The organism is Pseudomonas sp. GM60 (assembly GCF_000282415.1).
Classification (GTDB): domain Bacteria; phylum Pseudomonadota; class Gammaproteobacteria; order Pseudomonadales; family Pseudomonadaceae; genus Aquipseudomonas; species Aquipseudomonas migulae.
Genome location: NZ_AKJI01000101.1, coordinates 1 through 15,716, shown reverse-complemented (window position 1 = coordinate 15,716; position 15,716 = coordinate 1). Strand labels below are relative to the sequence as shown.

The 15,716-nt window shown below is 60.9% G+C and carries 18 protein-coding genes and 1 pseudogene; 13 read left to right on the top strand and 6 right to left on the bottom strand.

Going from position 1 to position 15,716, the window contains the following annotated elements; genetic code table 11:
* Positions 1 to 230: 230 nt before the first annotated feature.
* The 5 genes and pseudogenes from PMI32_RS06335 (at position 231) to PMI32_RS06350 (ending at position 4,850) form a co-directional block, all read left to right on the top strand.
* Positions 231 to 2,246 (top strand): ribonucleoside triphosphate reductase, encoded by a 2,016-nt coding sequence (locus PMI32_RS06335; protein ID WP_008032936.1) that lies wholly within the window; start codon positions 231 to 233, stop codon positions 2,244 to 2,246.
* Between the two features lie 32 nt (positions 2,247 to 2,278).
* Positions 2,279 to 2,446: an anaerobic ribonucleoside-triphosphate reductase gene (nrdD, locus tag PMI32_RS30905; RefSeq protein ID WP_008032934.1), complete on the top strand. Its 168-nt coding sequence runs from the start codon at positions 2,279 to 2,281 to the stop codon at positions 2,444 to 2,446.
* A complete protein-coding gene (locus PMI32_RS06345; protein ID WP_008032932.1) occupies positions 2,443 to 3,138 on the top strand; it encodes an anaerobic ribonucleoside-triphosphate reductase activating protein in 696 nt (231 codons plus the stop codon). The genes nrdD and PMI32_RS06345 overlap by 4 nt, the downstream gene beginning before the upstream one ends.
* A gap of 38 nt (positions 3,139 to 3,176) precedes the next feature.
* A pseudogene (locus PMI32_RS31130) lies at positions 3,177 to 3,722 on the top strand (MCP four helix bundle domain-containing protein); the annotation flags it as partial.
* The gene (locus PMI32_RS06350) at positions 3,714 to 4,850 is read left to right on the top strand and encodes a methyl-accepting chemotaxis protein (protein WP_443216527.1); all 1,137 of its coding nucleotides are present in this window, start codon (positions 3,714 to 3,716) and stop codon (positions 4,848 to 4,850) included. The pseudogene PMI32_RS31130 and the gene PMI32_RS06350, both read left to right, overlap by 9 nt.
* A gap of 33 nt (positions 4,851 to 4,883) precedes the next feature.
* Here PMI32_RS06350 and PMI32_RS06355 read toward each other — a convergent pair whose 3' ends face one another.
* The 5 genes from PMI32_RS06355 to PMI32_RS06375 form a co-directional block, all read right to left on the bottom strand.
* A complete protein-coding gene (locus PMI32_RS06355; protein ID WP_008032925.1) occupies positions 4,884 to 6,263 on the bottom strand; it encodes a 4Fe-4S binding protein in 1,380 nt (459 codons plus the stop codon).
* Complete coding sequence (locus PMI32_RS06360) at positions 6,251 to 7,105, bottom strand: FTR1 family iron permease (RefSeq protein WP_008032924.1); 855 nt, start codon at positions 7,103 to 7,105, stop codon at positions 6,251 to 6,253. Before PMI32_RS06360 ends, PMI32_RS06355 begins: the two co-directional genes overlap by 13 nt.
* A gap of 22 nt (positions 7,106 to 7,127) precedes the next feature.
* The gene (locus PMI32_RS06365; RefSeq protein WP_008032923.1) at positions 7,128 to 7,460 is read right to left on the bottom strand and encodes a cupredoxin domain-containing protein; all 333 of its coding nucleotides are present in this window, start codon (positions 7,458 to 7,460) and stop codon (positions 7,128 to 7,130) included.
* A complete protein-coding gene (locus PMI32_RS06370; protein WP_008032922.1) occupies positions 7,461 to 7,985 on the bottom strand; it encodes an iron transporter in 525 nt (174 codons plus the stop codon). It lies immediately after the preceding gene.
* A gap of 87 nt (positions 7,986 to 8,072) precedes the next feature.
* Positions 8,073 to 8,432, bottom strand: a complete 360-nt coding sequence (locus tag PMI32_RS06375) for a hypothetical protein (protein ID WP_008032918.1) — start codon at positions 8,430 to 8,432, stop codon at positions 8,073 to 8,075.
* A 161-nt stretch (positions 8,433 to 8,593) separates the two neighbouring features.
* Here PMI32_RS06375 and PMI32_RS06380 point away from each other — a divergent pair, with 161 nt between their 5' ends.
* The 8 genes from PMI32_RS06380 (at position 8,594) to PMI32_RS06415 (ending at position 15,352) form a co-directional block, all read left to right on the top strand.
* Complete coding sequence (locus tag PMI32_RS06380; RefSeq protein ID WP_008032916.1) at positions 8,594 to 8,806, top strand: DUF3079 domain-containing protein; 213 nt, start codon at positions 8,594 to 8,596, stop codon at positions 8,804 to 8,806.
* Between the two features lie 163 nt (positions 8,807 to 8,969).
* Positions 8,970 to 9,950, top strand: a complete 981-nt coding sequence (locus tag PMI32_RS06385) for a quinone oxidoreductase family protein (protein WP_008032914.1) — start codon at positions 8,970 to 8,972, stop codon at positions 9,948 to 9,950.
* Positions 9,951 to 9,963: 13 nt separating this feature from the next.
* A complete protein-coding gene (locus tag PMI32_RS06390) occupies positions 9,964 to 10,812 on the top strand; it encodes a TauD/TfdA dioxygenase family protein (protein ID WP_008032911.1) in 849 nt (282 codons plus the stop codon).
* An 87-nt stretch (positions 10,813 to 10,899) separates the two neighbouring features.
* Complete coding sequence (locus PMI32_RS06395; RefSeq protein ID WP_008032909.1) at positions 10,900 to 11,952, top strand: beta-keto acid cleavage family enzyme; 1,053 nt, start codon at positions 10,900 to 10,902, stop codon at positions 11,950 to 11,952.
* A 91-nt stretch (positions 11,953 to 12,043) separates the two neighbouring features.
* Positions 12,044 to 13,363 carry an MFS transporter gene (locus PMI32_RS06400; RefSeq protein ID WP_008032908.1) on the top strand — a complete coding sequence of 440 codons (1,320 nt, stop codon included), beginning with the start codon at positions 12,044 to 12,046 and terminating at the stop codon, positions 13,361 to 13,363.
* A complete protein-coding gene (locus PMI32_RS06405; protein ID WP_008032907.1) occupies positions 13,360 to 14,022 on the top strand; it encodes a DsbA family oxidoreductase in 663 nt (220 codons plus the stop codon). Before PMI32_RS06400 ends, PMI32_RS06405 begins: the two co-directional genes overlap by 4 nt.
* On the top strand, positions 14,019 to 14,345 hold the full coding sequence (locus PMI32_RS06410; RefSeq protein WP_008032906.1) for a Rieske (2Fe-2S) protein: 327 nt from the start codon (positions 14,019 to 14,021) through the stop codon (positions 14,343 to 14,345). The genes PMI32_RS06405 and PMI32_RS06410 overlap by 4 nt, the downstream gene beginning before the upstream one ends.
* Positions 14,342 to 15,352: a YeiH family protein gene (locus PMI32_RS06415; protein WP_008032905.1), complete on the top strand. Its 1,011-nt coding sequence runs from the start codon at positions 14,342 to 14,344 to the stop codon at positions 15,350 to 15,352. The genes PMI32_RS06410 and PMI32_RS06415 overlap by 4 nt, the downstream gene beginning before the upstream one ends.
* A gap of 175 nt (positions 15,353 to 15,527) precedes the next feature.
* On the opposite strand, the gene PMI32_RS30755 is transcribed toward PMI32_RS06415, so the two are convergent.
* A partial coding sequence (locus PMI32_RS30755; RefSeq protein WP_238541038.1) for a hypothetical protein occupies positions 15,528 to 15,716 on the bottom strand: 189 nt, incomplete at its 5' end.

Below are 15,716 nucleotides of genomic sequence, written 5' to 3'. Positions count from 1 at the left end.
AGGGGCAAGAGCCCTTGGTTACTTGGGGCTTTTCCAAGTGACTCGCCGTAAGGGCGAAACCAATAGCCGCCATCACCGAAGAAACGGATATACACACCAAAAACAAATGCTCAGCAATCACCGCCAAATCTTGATATCGGTCAATTGCAGATCCGCCCTTTGTCCGTAACCTCCACTGCATGTTGTGTTTTTAGATGAATAAAAATCTATATGTAGTATCTGGAGGCCGAATGCAAAGCACGCTGATCTCAGTAGGAAGTAACCGTTTGCACAAGCGCAACGGTGACCTGGTTGCCTTCGACGCCGACAAGATCCGTCAGGCGTTGATCGCTGCCGGCAGGGCAACCGGGGAATACACCGACGTTGAAGCCGAAGGCCTGCTCGAGGCCGTACTCGCCCGTCTGGAAGGGCTGCCGAGACTGCATGTCGAACAGATCCAGGACCGTGTCGAACGGGTGCTGATGGACGCCGGTTTTTTCTTCGCCATGCGCGCCTACATCGTCTACCGCGAACAGCACGGACGCTTGCGCCGCGACCGCCGGACCCTGGTCGAGGTCGCCACCTCCATGAACGAATACCTCGACCGTGAAGACTGGCGGGTCCAGGCCAACGCCAATCAGGGCTATTCCCTGGGCGGGCTGGTGCTGAACGTGTCGGGCAAGGTCACCGCCAACTACTGGCTGGACGAGGTCTACAGCGAAGCCATCGGCCAGGCCCACCGCGAGGCGGATTTGCATGTGCACGACCTCGACATGCTCGCCGGTTATTGCGCCGGATGGTCGCTGCGCACCCTATTGCACGAAGGGCTCAACGGTGTGCCGGGACGGGTCGAAGCCGGTCCGCCGAAGCACCTGAGCAGTGCTCTGGGGCAGATGGTGAATTTCCTCGGCACCCTGCAAAACGAATGGGCCGGTGCCCAGGCATTCAGTTCGTTCGACACCTACCTGGCGCCCTATGTGCGCAAAGACCAGCTGGGTTTCGAGCAGATACGCCAGGCGATCCAGGAATTCATCTACAACCTCAACGTCCCGTCGCGCTGGGGCACGCAAACACCCTTTACCAACCTGACCTTCGACTGGGTTTGCCCGCAGGATCTGCGTGAGCAGATTCCCATCATCGGCGGTGAGGAAATGCCGTTTGCCTATGGCGACCTGCAAGCCGAAATGGACCTGCTCAACCGCGCCTATATCGAGGTGATGCAGGCCGGCGATGCGAAAGGGCGGGTGTTCACCTTTCCGATCCCGACCTACAACATCACTCATGATTTTCCATGGGACAGTGAAAACGCTGACCGCCTGTTCGAGATGACCGCGCGTTACGGCCTGCCGTATTTCCAGAACTTCCTCAATTCGGACATGCAGCCCAATCAGGTACGTTCGATGTGCTGCCGCTTGCAACTGGACGTGCGCGAGTTGCTCAAGCGCGGCGGCGGTTTGTTCGGCTCGGCGGAACAGACCGGATCGCTCGGCGTGGTGACCATCAACTGCGCGCGACTGGGTTATGTGTTCAAGGGTGATACCAGCGGTTTGCTCAAGCGTCTGGACACGCTGATGGAACTGGCGATGGAGAGCCTGGAGGTCAAGCGCAAGGTGATTCAGCATCACATGGACGCCGGTTTGTACCCGTACACCAAGCGTTACCTCGGCACCTTGCGCAACCATTTCTCGACCATCGGCCTCAACGGCCTGCATGAAATGCTGCGCAATTTCAGCGGCGACAAGGAGGGCATGCACACCGAGCACGGCCGGCAGTTTGCCCTGAGGATGCTGGACCATGTGCGCGCCACGCTCGTGCGTTTCCAGGAAGAAACCGGCCACCTCTACAACCTCGAAGCGACGCCGGCCGAGGGCACTACCTACCGTTTCGCCAAGGAAGACCTCAAGCGCTATCCCGACATTCTCCAGGCCGGCAGCGCGCAGGCGCCGTATTACACCAACTCCTCGCAACTGCCTGTGGGCTACACCGAAGACCCCTTCGAGGCCCTGGAACTGCAAGACGAATTGCAATGCAAATACACCGGCGGGACGGTCTTGCATCTGTACATGGCCGAGCGGATTTCTTCGACCCAAGCCTGCAAGCAACTGGTGCGCAAAGCCCTCGGGCGGTTCCGCCTGCCGTACCTGACCGTGACCCCGACATTCTCCATCTGCCCGGTGCACGGCTACCTCGATGGCGAGCACGAGTTCTGCCCCAAATGCGACGAGATCCTGCTGCTCAAAGAACAGCAAACCGGCACCGTTCACTGATTTCGATCCACTCAACCGCAAGGAGCTTCACCATGATTGCATCGCAAACACTGCCCCAGGCTCAACGTCAACGCTGCGAAGTCTGGACCCGGGTGATGGGTTATCACCGTCCGGTGTCGGCGTTCAATCCGGGCAAACAGTCGGAGCACCGTGAGCGGGTGCACTTCACCGAAAGCGCGGCCGTGGCCGGGCGCCAATGAGTCGAATGCTGCGGGTCGGGGGCATGGTGCCCCTGACCACTATCGACTATCCGGGACAGCTCGCCTGCGTGCTGTTTTGCCAGGGGTGCGCCTGGCGTTGTCGTTACTGCCATAACCCGCAACTGATCCCGCCTCGTGGCACCGAGGAAGTGGATTGGCGGCGGGTTATGGCGTTTCTGCAACGTCGACAGGACCTGCTCGATGCCGTGGTGTTCAGCGGCGGTGAGCCGACCTTGCAGGACGCGTTGCCCGGCGCCATGGATGAAGTGCGCGCCATGGGATTTCGCATCGGTTTGCACAGCGCCGGCATCAAGCCGGCCGCGTTCGCCAAGGCGCTGGCCGGGGCCGACTGGGTGGGCTTCGACGTCAAGGCATTGCCTGAGGATTGCCAGGCCATCACTCGCGTCGAGGGCAGCGGAACAGCCAACTGGCGCAGCCTCGAGCATCTGCTGGCCAGCAATGTCGACTACGAGTGCCGCACCACCGTGCATTGGCATCTCGTCGAACCGGCACGTCTGTTGACCCTCGCGCAGCGATTGAGCGCGCTGGGCGTCAAGCGCTTCGCCGTGCAACTGGTACGCACCGAGCGGATGTTCGATCCGCTGCTGCCGAGCGTTTCGGCACAGGCCTTGCTACCCGATCTTTGGGAGGCGATGCGCGAGTTGTTTCCAGCGTTCGTGTTACGGGGGTAACCGAACCCGAGGAACAACGTTCAACAGTGACATCCACCATGAATTTCAAATGCGCTGCCAATCAGGCAGGTATCAAACTGGGAGCATTTGATATGGCTAAATTAACCACGGCACAACGGATCGTCATCGGCTTTGCAATCGCGCCGCTGGCGCTGATGGGCATGGCGTTTTACGCGTTGCACGATCTGGCAACGCTCAAGGAACAGGCGGTGGTCATCGTCAAACAGGACTGGCCGAAGATCGAACCGATCATGGTCATTGCCACGGGCGTGCGCGATAACGCCAGGAACACCCGGGACTTGCTGATCAACAAGGACAATCAGCAAGTGCAGCAGTCGATCGACGCCACCAAGAAACGCATCACCCAGGCGCTCGAAACCCTTGAGCCGCTGTTCTATCTGCCAGAGGGCAAAGCCGCTTACCTCGCCTTGAAAAAGAACCGTGAAGCCTACGTTGCCGCGTTCACCCAGGTGCAGGTCTTGATTCGACAAGGGGCTTCCGACGATGCCATGGCCCAGCTGAAGCAGAAAGTCGTACCGGCCGAAGCCGAGGTGTATCGCAGCCTGGATGAGTTGATGGCGCTGCAAGGGAAAATCTTCATCGACCGTGAACAGTCGGCGCAGGCACTGTACAGCGATGCCCGGCGCAACATGCTCGGGTTGTTCCTGTTCTGCCTGGCGCTGGTGATTGCCGCTGCGATAGTCGTCACGCGCAGTGTGACCCGGCCATTGGGTGGCGAGCCGGATGATGCCGCACGGTTCTTGAGTGAAATCGCCGAGGGCGACCTGACGATTCAGGTGCCGGTGGGTGCAAGTGCCGACGGCAGTGTGATGATGAACATGCATCAGATGCAGCAAAGCCTGAATGCCATGGTCAAGCACATCGCTTCTTCGGTTGACCGGGTAGCCAGCTCTTCCGAAGAACTGAGTGCCGTCAGCAGCCAGACTGCCAGCAACCTGCAATTGCAGGGGCTGGAGATCGAGCAGGCCGCTGCGGCGGTGAATCAGATGACGGCTGCGGTGGATGAAGTGGCGCGCAACGCGGTCAGTACTTCCGAGGCCTCCAAACAGTCCGAGCAAACCGCGCAGCGCGGCCGCGAACAGGTTCAGGAAACCGTGGTTGCCATTGGCGAACTGGCCGATGGCGTCACCGACACCTCGCAACGCATCGAGCAACTGGCGGGCCGGGTGCAGGACATCAGCAAAGTCCTGGACGTGATTCGCAGCATCGCCGAGCAGACCAATCTGCTGGCCCTCAACGCGGCAATTGAAGCCGCACGGGCCGGGGATGCCGGGCGCGGCTTTGCCGTGGTCGCCGATGAAGTGCGTGCGTTGGCGCATCGTACGCAGGAGTCCACCCAGGAAATCGAGCAGATGATCGGCAACATTCGCCAGGATACCGGCCATGCGGTGACGGCCATGCAAAGCAGCAGTCACCTGGTGCGGGCCACCCTGGAAGTGGCGCAGCGCTCAGGTGATGCACTGGATCAGATCACCCGGTCCATCTCGCAGATCAATGAACGCAACCTAATGATTGCCAGTGCCACGGAGGAGCAGGCGTTGGTGGCGCGTGAGGTGGATCGCAATCTGGTGGGGATTCGCACCTTGTCCGAGCAAGTCTTGCTGGGTGCGCAGCACACCGACACCGCTGGCCATGAACTGGCACAGATGGCCGGGGCGCTGCATCAGACCGTAGCGCGATTCAAGGTCTAGACCACCCGGGCGGGTGGTTGTGGAGGTGGGCGCTCAGGACCAGCCCCAGAACTGCAACCACCAGCCAAACCCGATCAAACCATTGGCCAACAGCAGGCAGGCGCTGCCCGACATGCGCCGCGCCAGAGAGCGGTTTTCGCGGCTCAGTCGCTTCCATCCCAGCAGCAAACTCCAGCCTGTCGCGGCCACCAACAGGCAGGCCCTGACCGGTTGCACCCATTCCAGCAGCAAACCTTCGTAGCGCAGCAGTTTCACGGTGGTTGCCGACAACCCGAGAAACAGTCCCGCACCACCCAGGGGCGTGAGTGTGAGCGCCAGGGGCCAATACAGTGCACGATCGCCCGCCAGTCGAGCGGTCAGGCGCAAGAGAACCATTAGCACGGTGCCGAGCAGCACCGAACTCAAACTCAGGTAAGTGACGATGCTGAACCCGTCGAGCCAACTGAAGCTGTCGTTGAGCTGCGGGTAATGGGTGAGCAGCCACCAGGGCGCGTTGTCTTGCAAGGCCCAGAACTGGTCGTGTTCAACCAGCCATTGGGCGAGCGTTTGTTTGAGGGCGACGAACCAGGGACTGACCGTCCACTGGAATGCGCCCATCGCCAGGCCAATCACACCGAACAGCAGCAAGCGAGCATCCCACGGGGATAGCGTCTGCGACGTCGCGTGAAGAATCTCTTGATTGCCCGACCGGGCGATCAACTGGACGGCACCGCGTTGCCCGCTGCAGCGCCCACAGGCATGGCAATCACTGGCGCCTTGCAGGCGTCGGATATCGAGCAACGGTGCGCAATTGGGTGGCGGCAGGCGTGGCGGGGCGTTTTCTATCCAGCGTTGTTCATTGACCTGAAAATGCACCGGCGCCAGGCGGGCAAGCAGTGCGAACACGCCGCTGACCGGGCACAGGTAACGGCACCAGACCCGCTTGCCTCGGGCGAACAACAATCCGACGACCACCGCAGCGACTGTCGAACCACCCAGAATCAGCAGCGCCGCCTGAGCGTAGTCATAGACGCTGATCAACTGGCCGTAGAGGGTCGTCAGGCAGAACGCCAGGGTCGGCCAGCCGCCCCAGCGCAACCAGCGCGGCACGCCCATGCCTTTACCGTAATGGCTGGCCCATTCGCTGAGCGAGCCTTCCGGACACAGCACGCCACACCAGAGCCGACCGAACATCACGATCGACAGCAGCACGAACGGCCACCAGATCCCCCAAAACAGAAACTGCGCGAGCAAGGTCAGGTTGTCGAGCATCCGGGCCTTGCTGTCCGGCAGCGGCAGCAGCGGCGGGATCACCAACAGCACTGCGTAAAACACCACAACCAGCCACTGCGCGGCACGAATGAACCGCGCATGGCGCCGCATCCCGTCGCCCAGTCGCTGGAGCCATCGATTGTGCCAACTCAGTTCAGGCATGGGACTTTTTCCATCGTCCGTTGCCGTAGCCATCCGCCGACGACCAGCCAGTAACCGATCCATACCAGCAAGGTCAGGCCGCTGGGGGTTGCCCGATAACCGGCAAAACCGGCCAGGAAACCACCCAGTCCATGGCTGTCGTTCAGCAAGGCGCTGCTGTCCCAGAACGCGTCGCCAATGACGCCGTAAACCTGCTCCGGCAGATCGAGGGCGAGCAGTTGGCCGCCGATTCGCTCGGTGCCACTGACCAGCAATGCGGCCCCGAGCATGAGCAGGATGACTTCGCTGATGGCAAAGAATCGTTGCCACGAAATGAACCGGCGACTGCTGTGCAGCAGGATGATGGTCAACGCCGACAGCACCAGTCCCATGGCGCCGCCGATGGCAAACAAACCGAGCTGCGGGCCTCGCAGTTGAGCACCGGCGCCATAGAGAAACACGACCGTTTCACTGCCTTCACGACTGACCGCAAGCATCGCCAGCAGCAACAACCCCATGCCGCCTTGCCGGGCCAGATGGCTGTCGGCGTGGCGCTGCAAATCCTGTTTGAGGGAGCGCCCGTGACGATGCATCCAGCCCACCATCTGCACCATCAACAGGCTGGCAACCAGCGCGAGTGCGGCCTGGAACCATTCACTGGCCGAGCCGCTCATGGCCTCGCCGGCAAACAGAATCAGCACAGCCAGCAGACCCGAGAGCAGCAACCCCAGCCCCACGCCGACCCACAGGTATTTGATCAGCCGATGACCCTGGCCCTGCTGGCTGGCCCAGGCCTGGAGAATGCCGATCACCAGCAACGCCTCGACGCTTTCGCGCCAGACGATGAACATTGATTGATTCATGAAAACTCCGTGCGCTGACAGGTTATTTCGCGAGGATGCCGCCCTCGGGCAGTTGCGGATTGAACTCGTCGAAAAACGGGTAGTGACCGGGCCTGAGCGGGTGAATGACGACAAAGGTGGTCACGCCCGGTGACATGACTTTTTCAACCCGCAGCGGTGTGCTCTCGAATTCGGCCGGCCCCTGACCGTTGTTTTTCAGGACGATCTTGAATCGCTGTCCGGCCGGGACCTCCAGCAAGGCCGGCGTGAAGTGGCCATCGCGCAGGATCAGTTCGTAGCTCGGCAACTCGGCATGGGCGGTCAACGGCGCAAGGGCTCCAGCCACCAGCAGGCAGGCAACCTGCAGGCGTTTCATTCAATAGCCGCCTTTTTTGCCAATGCCGGCGTAGACGAATTCGTAGTGCAGCTCGCAGCGTTCGAACCAGGGCGCGACACCGGTTTCCTTGTCGGTGTGGCGACCGAGAGAGGCGTGACCACCGGGTGGCAGGATGGTGAAGGTGAGTTGATATTTGCCCGGCCCCATCAGCTTCACATTGTCGCCGTAGTGCGGACCGTCGTTGGCGACCATGGCGTGGAAATCGCCTTTGAGTTCCGGGTCGTTGCCTTGCTTTTTCAGATTGAAAGAGACGTTGAGATAGGGCACGAAACTGCCTTCCTGAAAGCCCTGGTGATTATCCGCAGTGGCGCGGATGTCGGCCTCCAGATGCACATCCGAATCCGCAGTGGCGCGCATCATGCCCGCCGGTTCCATCTCGATCGGTTGCAGATAAACCGCCCCGACTTCCAGCCCCGGACACAGCTGTGGTTCGCCGATCGGGTATTCCTTGGCCTGAGCCAGTGGTACGAGCATGAGCAAAGCGAGTGTGAGAGAGGTACGCATGATTTCTTCCTGGGCACTGACGAGTAGGAACCCGAGTCTAGGAAGGTTTTCTGCGAACAATAATGATTGCTATCAAGTTTTAAGTAATTAAACCGACGGCTCGTCGCGCCGGCGAAATCGCTGGGCGCGCTCGACGCTGTGGGTCATCTGTGCCGCCGCATGGACGGTCAAGGGATGCTGGGTAAATCCGGCTCTGGGGGAAATGTAGCCGGCCATTTCCCGGGCAACGGCGAGCTGACGTTCCGAACCTTCCGCCAGCAGCGCGATGACCAGGTTTTCCAGGGCAATGACGCGGACACGCAAGTGAACCAGTTCGGCGTTTGTCAGCGCAGGTGGGGCGATAAACGCATCGCTATCGATGGATGTGGCGGCGTCTTGATCGTCCCATGTCGACAGCGGTGGACGGTCGGGTGTCTCTGTGTTCGGGTGAGGATTTTTATTAATCATGAGCGACGCCTCCAAGTCTGTTCGGCCGTTATCAGCTTAGCCTCAGGATCATGATCGGGGGAGGGCAGTCACTCGATGTCGATAGCTTGATATCCATCAAGGACGACTGCGCGCGAGGGTTGTAGCTTGGCAAGCACGCCTCTCAATGATCGGAGATCGGCATGGCCAAGAACTTCCCCGACAACCCCAAACACCCCGAGCGGATTTGCTGGGGGTGCGACCGGTATTGTCCGGCCAAGTCGTTGGCGTGCGGCAATGGCTCCGAGCGTACGATGCATCCGGCCGAGCTGTTTGGCGAAGACTGGAACGTGCCCGGCGACTGGGGTATCGAGCCCCTCATCGTCACAACCAAGGCGGCGGATGACGATATCTGACGCAGGTCCAACCTGGTCATAGCGCAGTCTTGCGTTCCATGCCCGCCACCATCTGTCATGAAATGAAAAGCCGGTGTCGTCTGATGAGAAGCGGCTCACCAGACTGCGTCCTACAGTCCAATCAGCGCAAATCGACGCTGTACAGACTGGAGAATAAGAAAAAATGGCCAACGCCGTACGCTTCTACGAAACCGGTGGTCCCGAAGTCCTCCGTTATGAGGAGGTCGAGGTCGGCGATCCCGGTCCAGGCCAGGTTCGTCTTCGTCATGTGGCGGTGGGCCTTAATTATGCCGACACCTATTTTCGCAATGGCACTTACCCGATTCCGATGCCCAACGGCATGGGGGTTGAAGCGTCCGGTGTGGTTCAGGCCGTCGGCGAAGGGGTGACCAACGTCCAGGTGGGGGACCGCGTCACTTATACCGGTTTCCTCAACACCCTTGGCGCCTACAGCACCGAACGGCTGATCGCGGCCGCGCCGTTGATCAAGCTGCCGGAAACCATCAGTTTCGAGACCGCAGCGGCCATGACCATGCGCGGCCTGACGTCTTCGTACCTGATGCGCCGCATCTACGACTTCAAGGAGGGCGACAGCATTCTGCTGCACGCCGCCGCCGGTGGCGTTGGCCTGATCGTCTCGCAGTGGGCCAAATTGCTCGGCTTGAACGTGATCGGCACGGTTTCGACCGAAGAAAAGGCCCAAATCGCCCGGGCTCACGGTTGCGACCATACTATCAATTACAGCCATGAAGACGTCGCCGCCCGCGTTCGCGAATTGACCGATGGCGTCGGCGTCAACGTGGTGTTCGACAGCGTCGGCAAGAACACCTTCGCCGGCTCCCTGGATTCGCTCAAGCGTCGTGGCCTGATGGTGTGCGTCGGCACGGCATCCGGTCCGATCCCTGCGTTCGACCCGGTGATGCTGGCAATGAAAGGCTCGTTGTTCCTGACCCGTCCGGCCCTGGCTGACTACATCGCCGACCCTGCGGAGAAAGCCGCCCTGGCCGGTGAGTTGTTCGACCACGTCGGCAGCGGTCGGATCAAGATCGAGATCAACCAGCACTACGCCTTGCAGGATGCGGTGCAGGCTCATCGCGACCTTGAGTCGCGCAAGACCACCGGTTCGTCGATTTTCGTCATTTAAGGAGCGGCCAGCCATGAAAGTCGAACAATTGACCTGCAACATCGGCGCCGAACTGATCGGCGTGAACCTCGCCGACGCGGTGCATGACGACGGTCTGTTTGCCGAGATTCGTGCCCAGTTGCTCAAGCACCGGGTGGTATTCCTGCGTGATCAGAACATCACTCGCGACGAGCACGTGGCCTTCGCTCGCCGCTTTGGTGAGTTGGAAGACCATCCGGTGGCCGGCAGCGATCCGGATCATCCGGGGCTGGTGCGGATCTACAAGAATCCGGACCAGCCGATGGACCGCTATGAAAACGCCTGGCACGCCGACGCCACCTGGCGCGAGGCGCCGCCAATGGGGTGCGTGTTGCGCTGCGTGGAATGCCCGCCGGTCGGCGGCGACACCATGTGGGCCAACATGGTCGAGGCCTATGCGCGTTTGCCGGAAGACGTGAAGGTGAAAATCGCCGACCTGCGTGCCCGTCACAGCATCGAAGCGAGTTTCGGTGCGGCGATGCCGATCGAAAAACGCCTGGCGCTCAAGGCGATGTACCCGGACGCCGAACACCCGGTGGTGCGCACCCACCCGGAAACCGGCGAGAAGGTGCTGTTCGTCAACGCCTTCACCACTCACATCAGCAACTACCACACCTCTGAGCGGGTGCGCTTCGGCCAGGACGCCAACCCCGGCGCCAGCGAATTGCTGCGCTACCTGATCAGCCAGGCGTACATCCCCGAGTATCAGGTGCGCTGGCGCTGGAAGCCCAACAGCATCGCCATCTGGGACAACCGCAGTACCCAGCACTACGCCGTCATGGATTACCCGCCGTGCCATCGCAAGATGGAGCGCGCCGGGATCATCGGCGACAAGACCTACTGATCGACCCTTTCTGCATACGCACTCGTAAACACGTCTGCCCGGCACGATCCCGGGTGGGCGGGACAATCATAAAAAGTGGAGTAAATCATGCAATTCTTCGACGATTCCCTGCACCCGGAAAACATGGAAAAAGTGGTCATCACCGTGGCCCCGTACGGCCCGGAATGGATGCCTGAAGATTTCCCGGAAGACATCCCGCTGACCATGGACGAGCAAGTCCAGAAAGCGGTCGATTGCTATGAAGCCGGCGCCACCGTGCTGCACCTGCATGTGCGTGAACTGGACGGCAAGGGCTCCAAGCGCCTGTCGAAGTTCAACGAGCTGATCGCCGGCGTGCGCGAAGCGGTGCCGGACATGATCATCCAGGTCGGCGGTTCGATTTCCTTCGCCCCGGAAAGTGATGGCGAAGCCGCCAAGTGGCTGTCCGACGACACCCGCCACATGCTGGCCGAGCTGACGCCAAAACCGGATCAGGTCACGGTGGCGATCAACACCACTCAGATGAACATCATGGAGCTGCTGTATCCGCAATACCTGGAAGGTACCTCACTGGCTAACCCGTTGATCCAGGCTGCCTACAGCGAAATGACCGTACCGGCCGGCCCTGCCTGGGTTGCCGAGCACCTCAAGCGCCTGATGGACAACGACATCCAGCCGCACTTCCAGCTGACCGGCATGCATGCCCTGGAAACCCTCGAGCGCCTGGTGCGCAAGGGCATCTACAAGGGCCCGCTGAACCTGACCTGGATCGGCATCGGTGGCGGTTTCGACGGTCCGAACCCGTTCAACTTCTTCAATTTCATCCACCGCGCGCCGAACGGCTGCACCCTGACCTCCGAGTCGTTGCTCAAGAACGTCATGCCGTTCAACACCATGTCGATGGCCATGGGCATGCACCCGCGCGTGGGCAATGAAGACACTATCATTGATCACAAGGGTGATCGCTTCGGCTCGGTGGCGCAGATCCAGCAAACCGTGCGCATTGCCCATGAACTGGGTCGCGAAATCGCCACGGGCAAAGAAGCCCGCGAGATTTATCGCATCGGTGTGAAGTACGACAGCATCGAGCAGACCCTGCTGGCCAACGGTATGGCCCCCAACCGCAAGGCTGGGCAAAAGGGTGTGCCGCAACGCGGCTGACCGGCGGTCCGGACGAGGGGCCGCAACCTCTCGTCCACCGCACTGCAACACGCTTGATAACAACAATAAATAAAAGCATTGAGGAGGCTGCATGGCCTTTCACCCAATCGCCGCTGACGATGACGACGCAGGTTGCGTCGGCGTTTCGCGCCAATATGCCTGGATCGTTTTTGCATTGACGTTCGGCCTGTTGATTTCCGATTACATGTCGCGTCAGGTGCTGAACGCGGTGTTCCCGCTGCTCAAGAGCGAGTGGGCCCTGAGTGACGGCCAGCTCGGGTTGCTCAGCGGCATCGTTGCCTTGATGGTCGGCCTGCTGACCTTCCCGCTGTCGTTGATGGCTGACCGCTTTGGGCGAGTCAAGAGCCTGGCGCTGATGGCGCTGCTGTGGAGCCTGGCCACGCTGGGCTGCGCATTGGCGCAGGATTACCAGCAAATGTTCATTGCCCGGTTCATGGTCGGCGTCGGTGAAGCGGCTTATGGCAGCGTCGGTATCGCCGTGGTGATTTCGGTGTTTCCGAAACACATGCGCGCCACCCTGGCCAGCGCGTTCATGGCGGGCGGCATGTTCGGTTCGGTGCTGGGCATGGCGTTGGGCGGTGCCATCGCGGCCAAGCTGGGCTGGCGCTGGTCGTTCGCCGGCATGGCGTTGTTTGGCCTGGTGCTGGCGATGCTTTATCCGATCATCGTCAAGGAAGCGCGCATCGCTCCGCAACGGGTCGCCAAGGCTGTCGCGGGGGCCAAGCGTCCGCTGCGTACGCTGTGGTCCAGTCGTTCGGTGGTAGCAACCTACGTCGCCAGCGGCTTGCAGCTGTTCGTCGGCGGCACGGTGATGGTGTGGATTCCCAGCTACCTCAATCGCTACTACGACATGCCGACGGACAAAGCCGGCGCCATGGCGGCGATCATCGTGCTGTGCAGCGGTGCGGGGATGATTGTGTGCGGCATGCTCAGCGATCGGCTGTGTCGCAACTCGCCGGAACGCAAGGTCAGCCTGGCCATCGCCTTTTGCCTGGGCAGTTGCCTGCTGCTGTCGGCGGCGTTCGCAATGACGGCAGGGCCTATGCAACTGGCACTGATTTGCCTGGGCATGCTGATTGCCACCGGTACCACCGGCCCGGCTGGCGCGATGGTCGCCAACCTGACCCATTACTCGGTCCATGGCACGGCCTTCGCCACGCTGACATTGGCCAACAACATGCTGGGACTGGCGCCAGGGCCGTTCATCACAGGAAGGGTGTCGGACCTCATCGGCCTGCATGCCGCTTTCCAACTGGTGCCATTGGTCAGCCTCGCGGCAGCGGCCGTGTTCTTTTATGCCAAGTGTCATTACCACAAAGATATTGCCCGCCTTCAGGGTCAGCGCGTGCCTGACCCCGTCAGCCAGGCCGGGTTAGAGGTGAAGTTGTGAGTCGTCGTCTACAGATTGATGTGTTTTTCGATTTTATCTGCCCCTGGTGCCTGATCGGCAAACGCCAACTGGAGCATGCGCAGGTACAGTTTCGCAGTCGCCATCCGGATGTGCAGATCAGCACGCAGTGGCATGGCGTGCAGTTGCTGCCGCAGTTGCCGTTGGAAGGTGAGCCCTTCGTCGATTTCTACCGCAAGCGTCTGGGCAATGCCGATGCCATGACCATGCGCCAGGCCCAGGTACAAAAGGCTGCCGCGGCGGTTGGACTGACCATCGACCTCGGCCAGATCGAGACGATGCCCAATACCGCAGACGCCCATCGCCTGTTCGAGCGGGTCAGCGCGCTGGGCAACGCTGCCCAGAGTGAAATGTTGCTTGAGCGGCTGTTCGCCGCTTATTTCCGCAAACGCGAAAACCTTGGTTGCCGCGAGACCTTGCTCGCCATTGCCCGCTCCTGCGGCATTGATGCGCAGGTTTTGGCTGACTGCCTGACGGGCGACGCCACGCCATTTGCCGGATCACCCGAGGCGAGCAGTGGCGTACCGGGCTTTCAGTTCGATCGCCGCATGACGGTGGTGGGCGCGCAACCTGCAGCGGTGTTGCTCGGGGCCATGAGCCAGGCACTGAAAGAAAGTGATTACGAGCGGCAACCTGCATGACCCGGCGTATCCCCGTGCCTGCCGGCAAACACCCGCAGGCGGGCGGTCGTGCACTGTTCGAATTCGATGAAAAAAGCCTGGCGCTGTTCAACGTCGAAGGTGACTTGTTCGCCATCGACGACAGTTGCCCGCACCAGGGCGCCTCGCTGTGTGGCGGGCGTCTTGAGGGGCGAGTGATTCAATGCTGCGCCCATGGTCTGCGCTTCGATCTGCGCAGCGGTTACCTGCTCAATTCCACCGCAGTCAAAGTCGCCAACTACCCGGTCGAGATCATCGACGGTCAGGCATTCATCGTCATTGTTCCCGAGGAGGCCGCGCCATGAACGCCATCGCTCTCACCCGTATCCACAGCCGAACGCGCGAACTGGCGCCGGGTTTTGTCGTCAGTCTGATCGTGGCGGCGGCCGCGTCCTTTTTGTCCGAGCACTACGGTGCGCCGGTGATGCTGTTTGCCTTGCTATTGGGCATGGCCCTGAATTTTCTGGCCAGCGACGGTGCCTGCAAGGCCGGCATCGAGTTCACGGCGCGCACCGTGTTGCGCATCGGCGTGGCGCTGCTGGGCATGCGCATCACCCTTGAACAGATGGCTGCGCTGGGCTGGAAGCCAGTGGCGCTGGTGGTGATTCTGGTGGTGGTGACCATCGGCGTTTCAGTGATCGCTGCCAAGGCGCTGGGCTTTCAGCGTTTGTTCGGCATGCTCACCGGAGGGGCCACCGCGATTTGTGGTGCATCGGCCGCGTTGGCGCTGGCGGCAGCGCTGCCTAATCACCCGCAGAAAGAACGCGCGACGTTGTTCACGGTGATTGGGGTGTCGGCGCTGTCGACTCTGGCGATGATTGTGTACCCGATGATTGCCAACTGGCTGCAACTGTCGCCGCAAGTGGCGGGGGTGTTTCTCGGGGCGACCATCCATGACGTGGCCCAGGTGGTCGGCGCCGGTTACAGCATGTCGACCGAGACCGGCGATACGGCCACGGTGGTCAAGCTGATGCGGGTCGCGATGCTGCTGCCGGTGATCGTCACCGCCGCGATGATTACCCGCATGCAGGGCGCCGATCCGACCGGCAAGCGACCACCGTTGTTGCCGTGGTTCGCCGTCGGTTTCCTGTTGCTGGCGTGCATTAACAGCACCGGGTGGATAGCCCCGGTGGTGCAGGGCTCGATCAATGAGCTGTCGCGCTGGTGCCTGGTGGTGTCCATCAGTGCCCTGGGTATGAAGACCCAGCTTAAGGAACTGGCGGCGGTGGGTATCAAGCCGATTCTGTTGATGGTGGGGGAGACGGTGTTCCTCGTCGTGCTGGTGCTGTTGTTGCTGCACTGGGGGCTTTGACACCCGACGCATAACGCTTTTTGACAGAGGGCTGCACCGCGGTTGACTCCTCACTGTGGTGGTGTCCTCGACCGGTGTCGACAACACCGGTTTTTTCGGCGACTGTGCCAGCAGTCGCCTTTTTTTTGCCCGGGGTGAGCTTGCCAGGGAAGGGTCAGAGGCCAGGCTTCCCGCGTTATCGTTGACCTCCGTCGGTGACTTTGCCGACGTTGATCCATGCCGTGTCAAAGCTTGTGGGAGATTGTTGTTTGAGTACATATCCGTTTTTTCGGATGAGGCGGCTATTGGTTTCGCCTTTACGGCGAGTCACTTGCAGAAGCGGCAAGTAACCAAGCGCTCTTGCCCCTTTCGTTCGGTGCCTCGC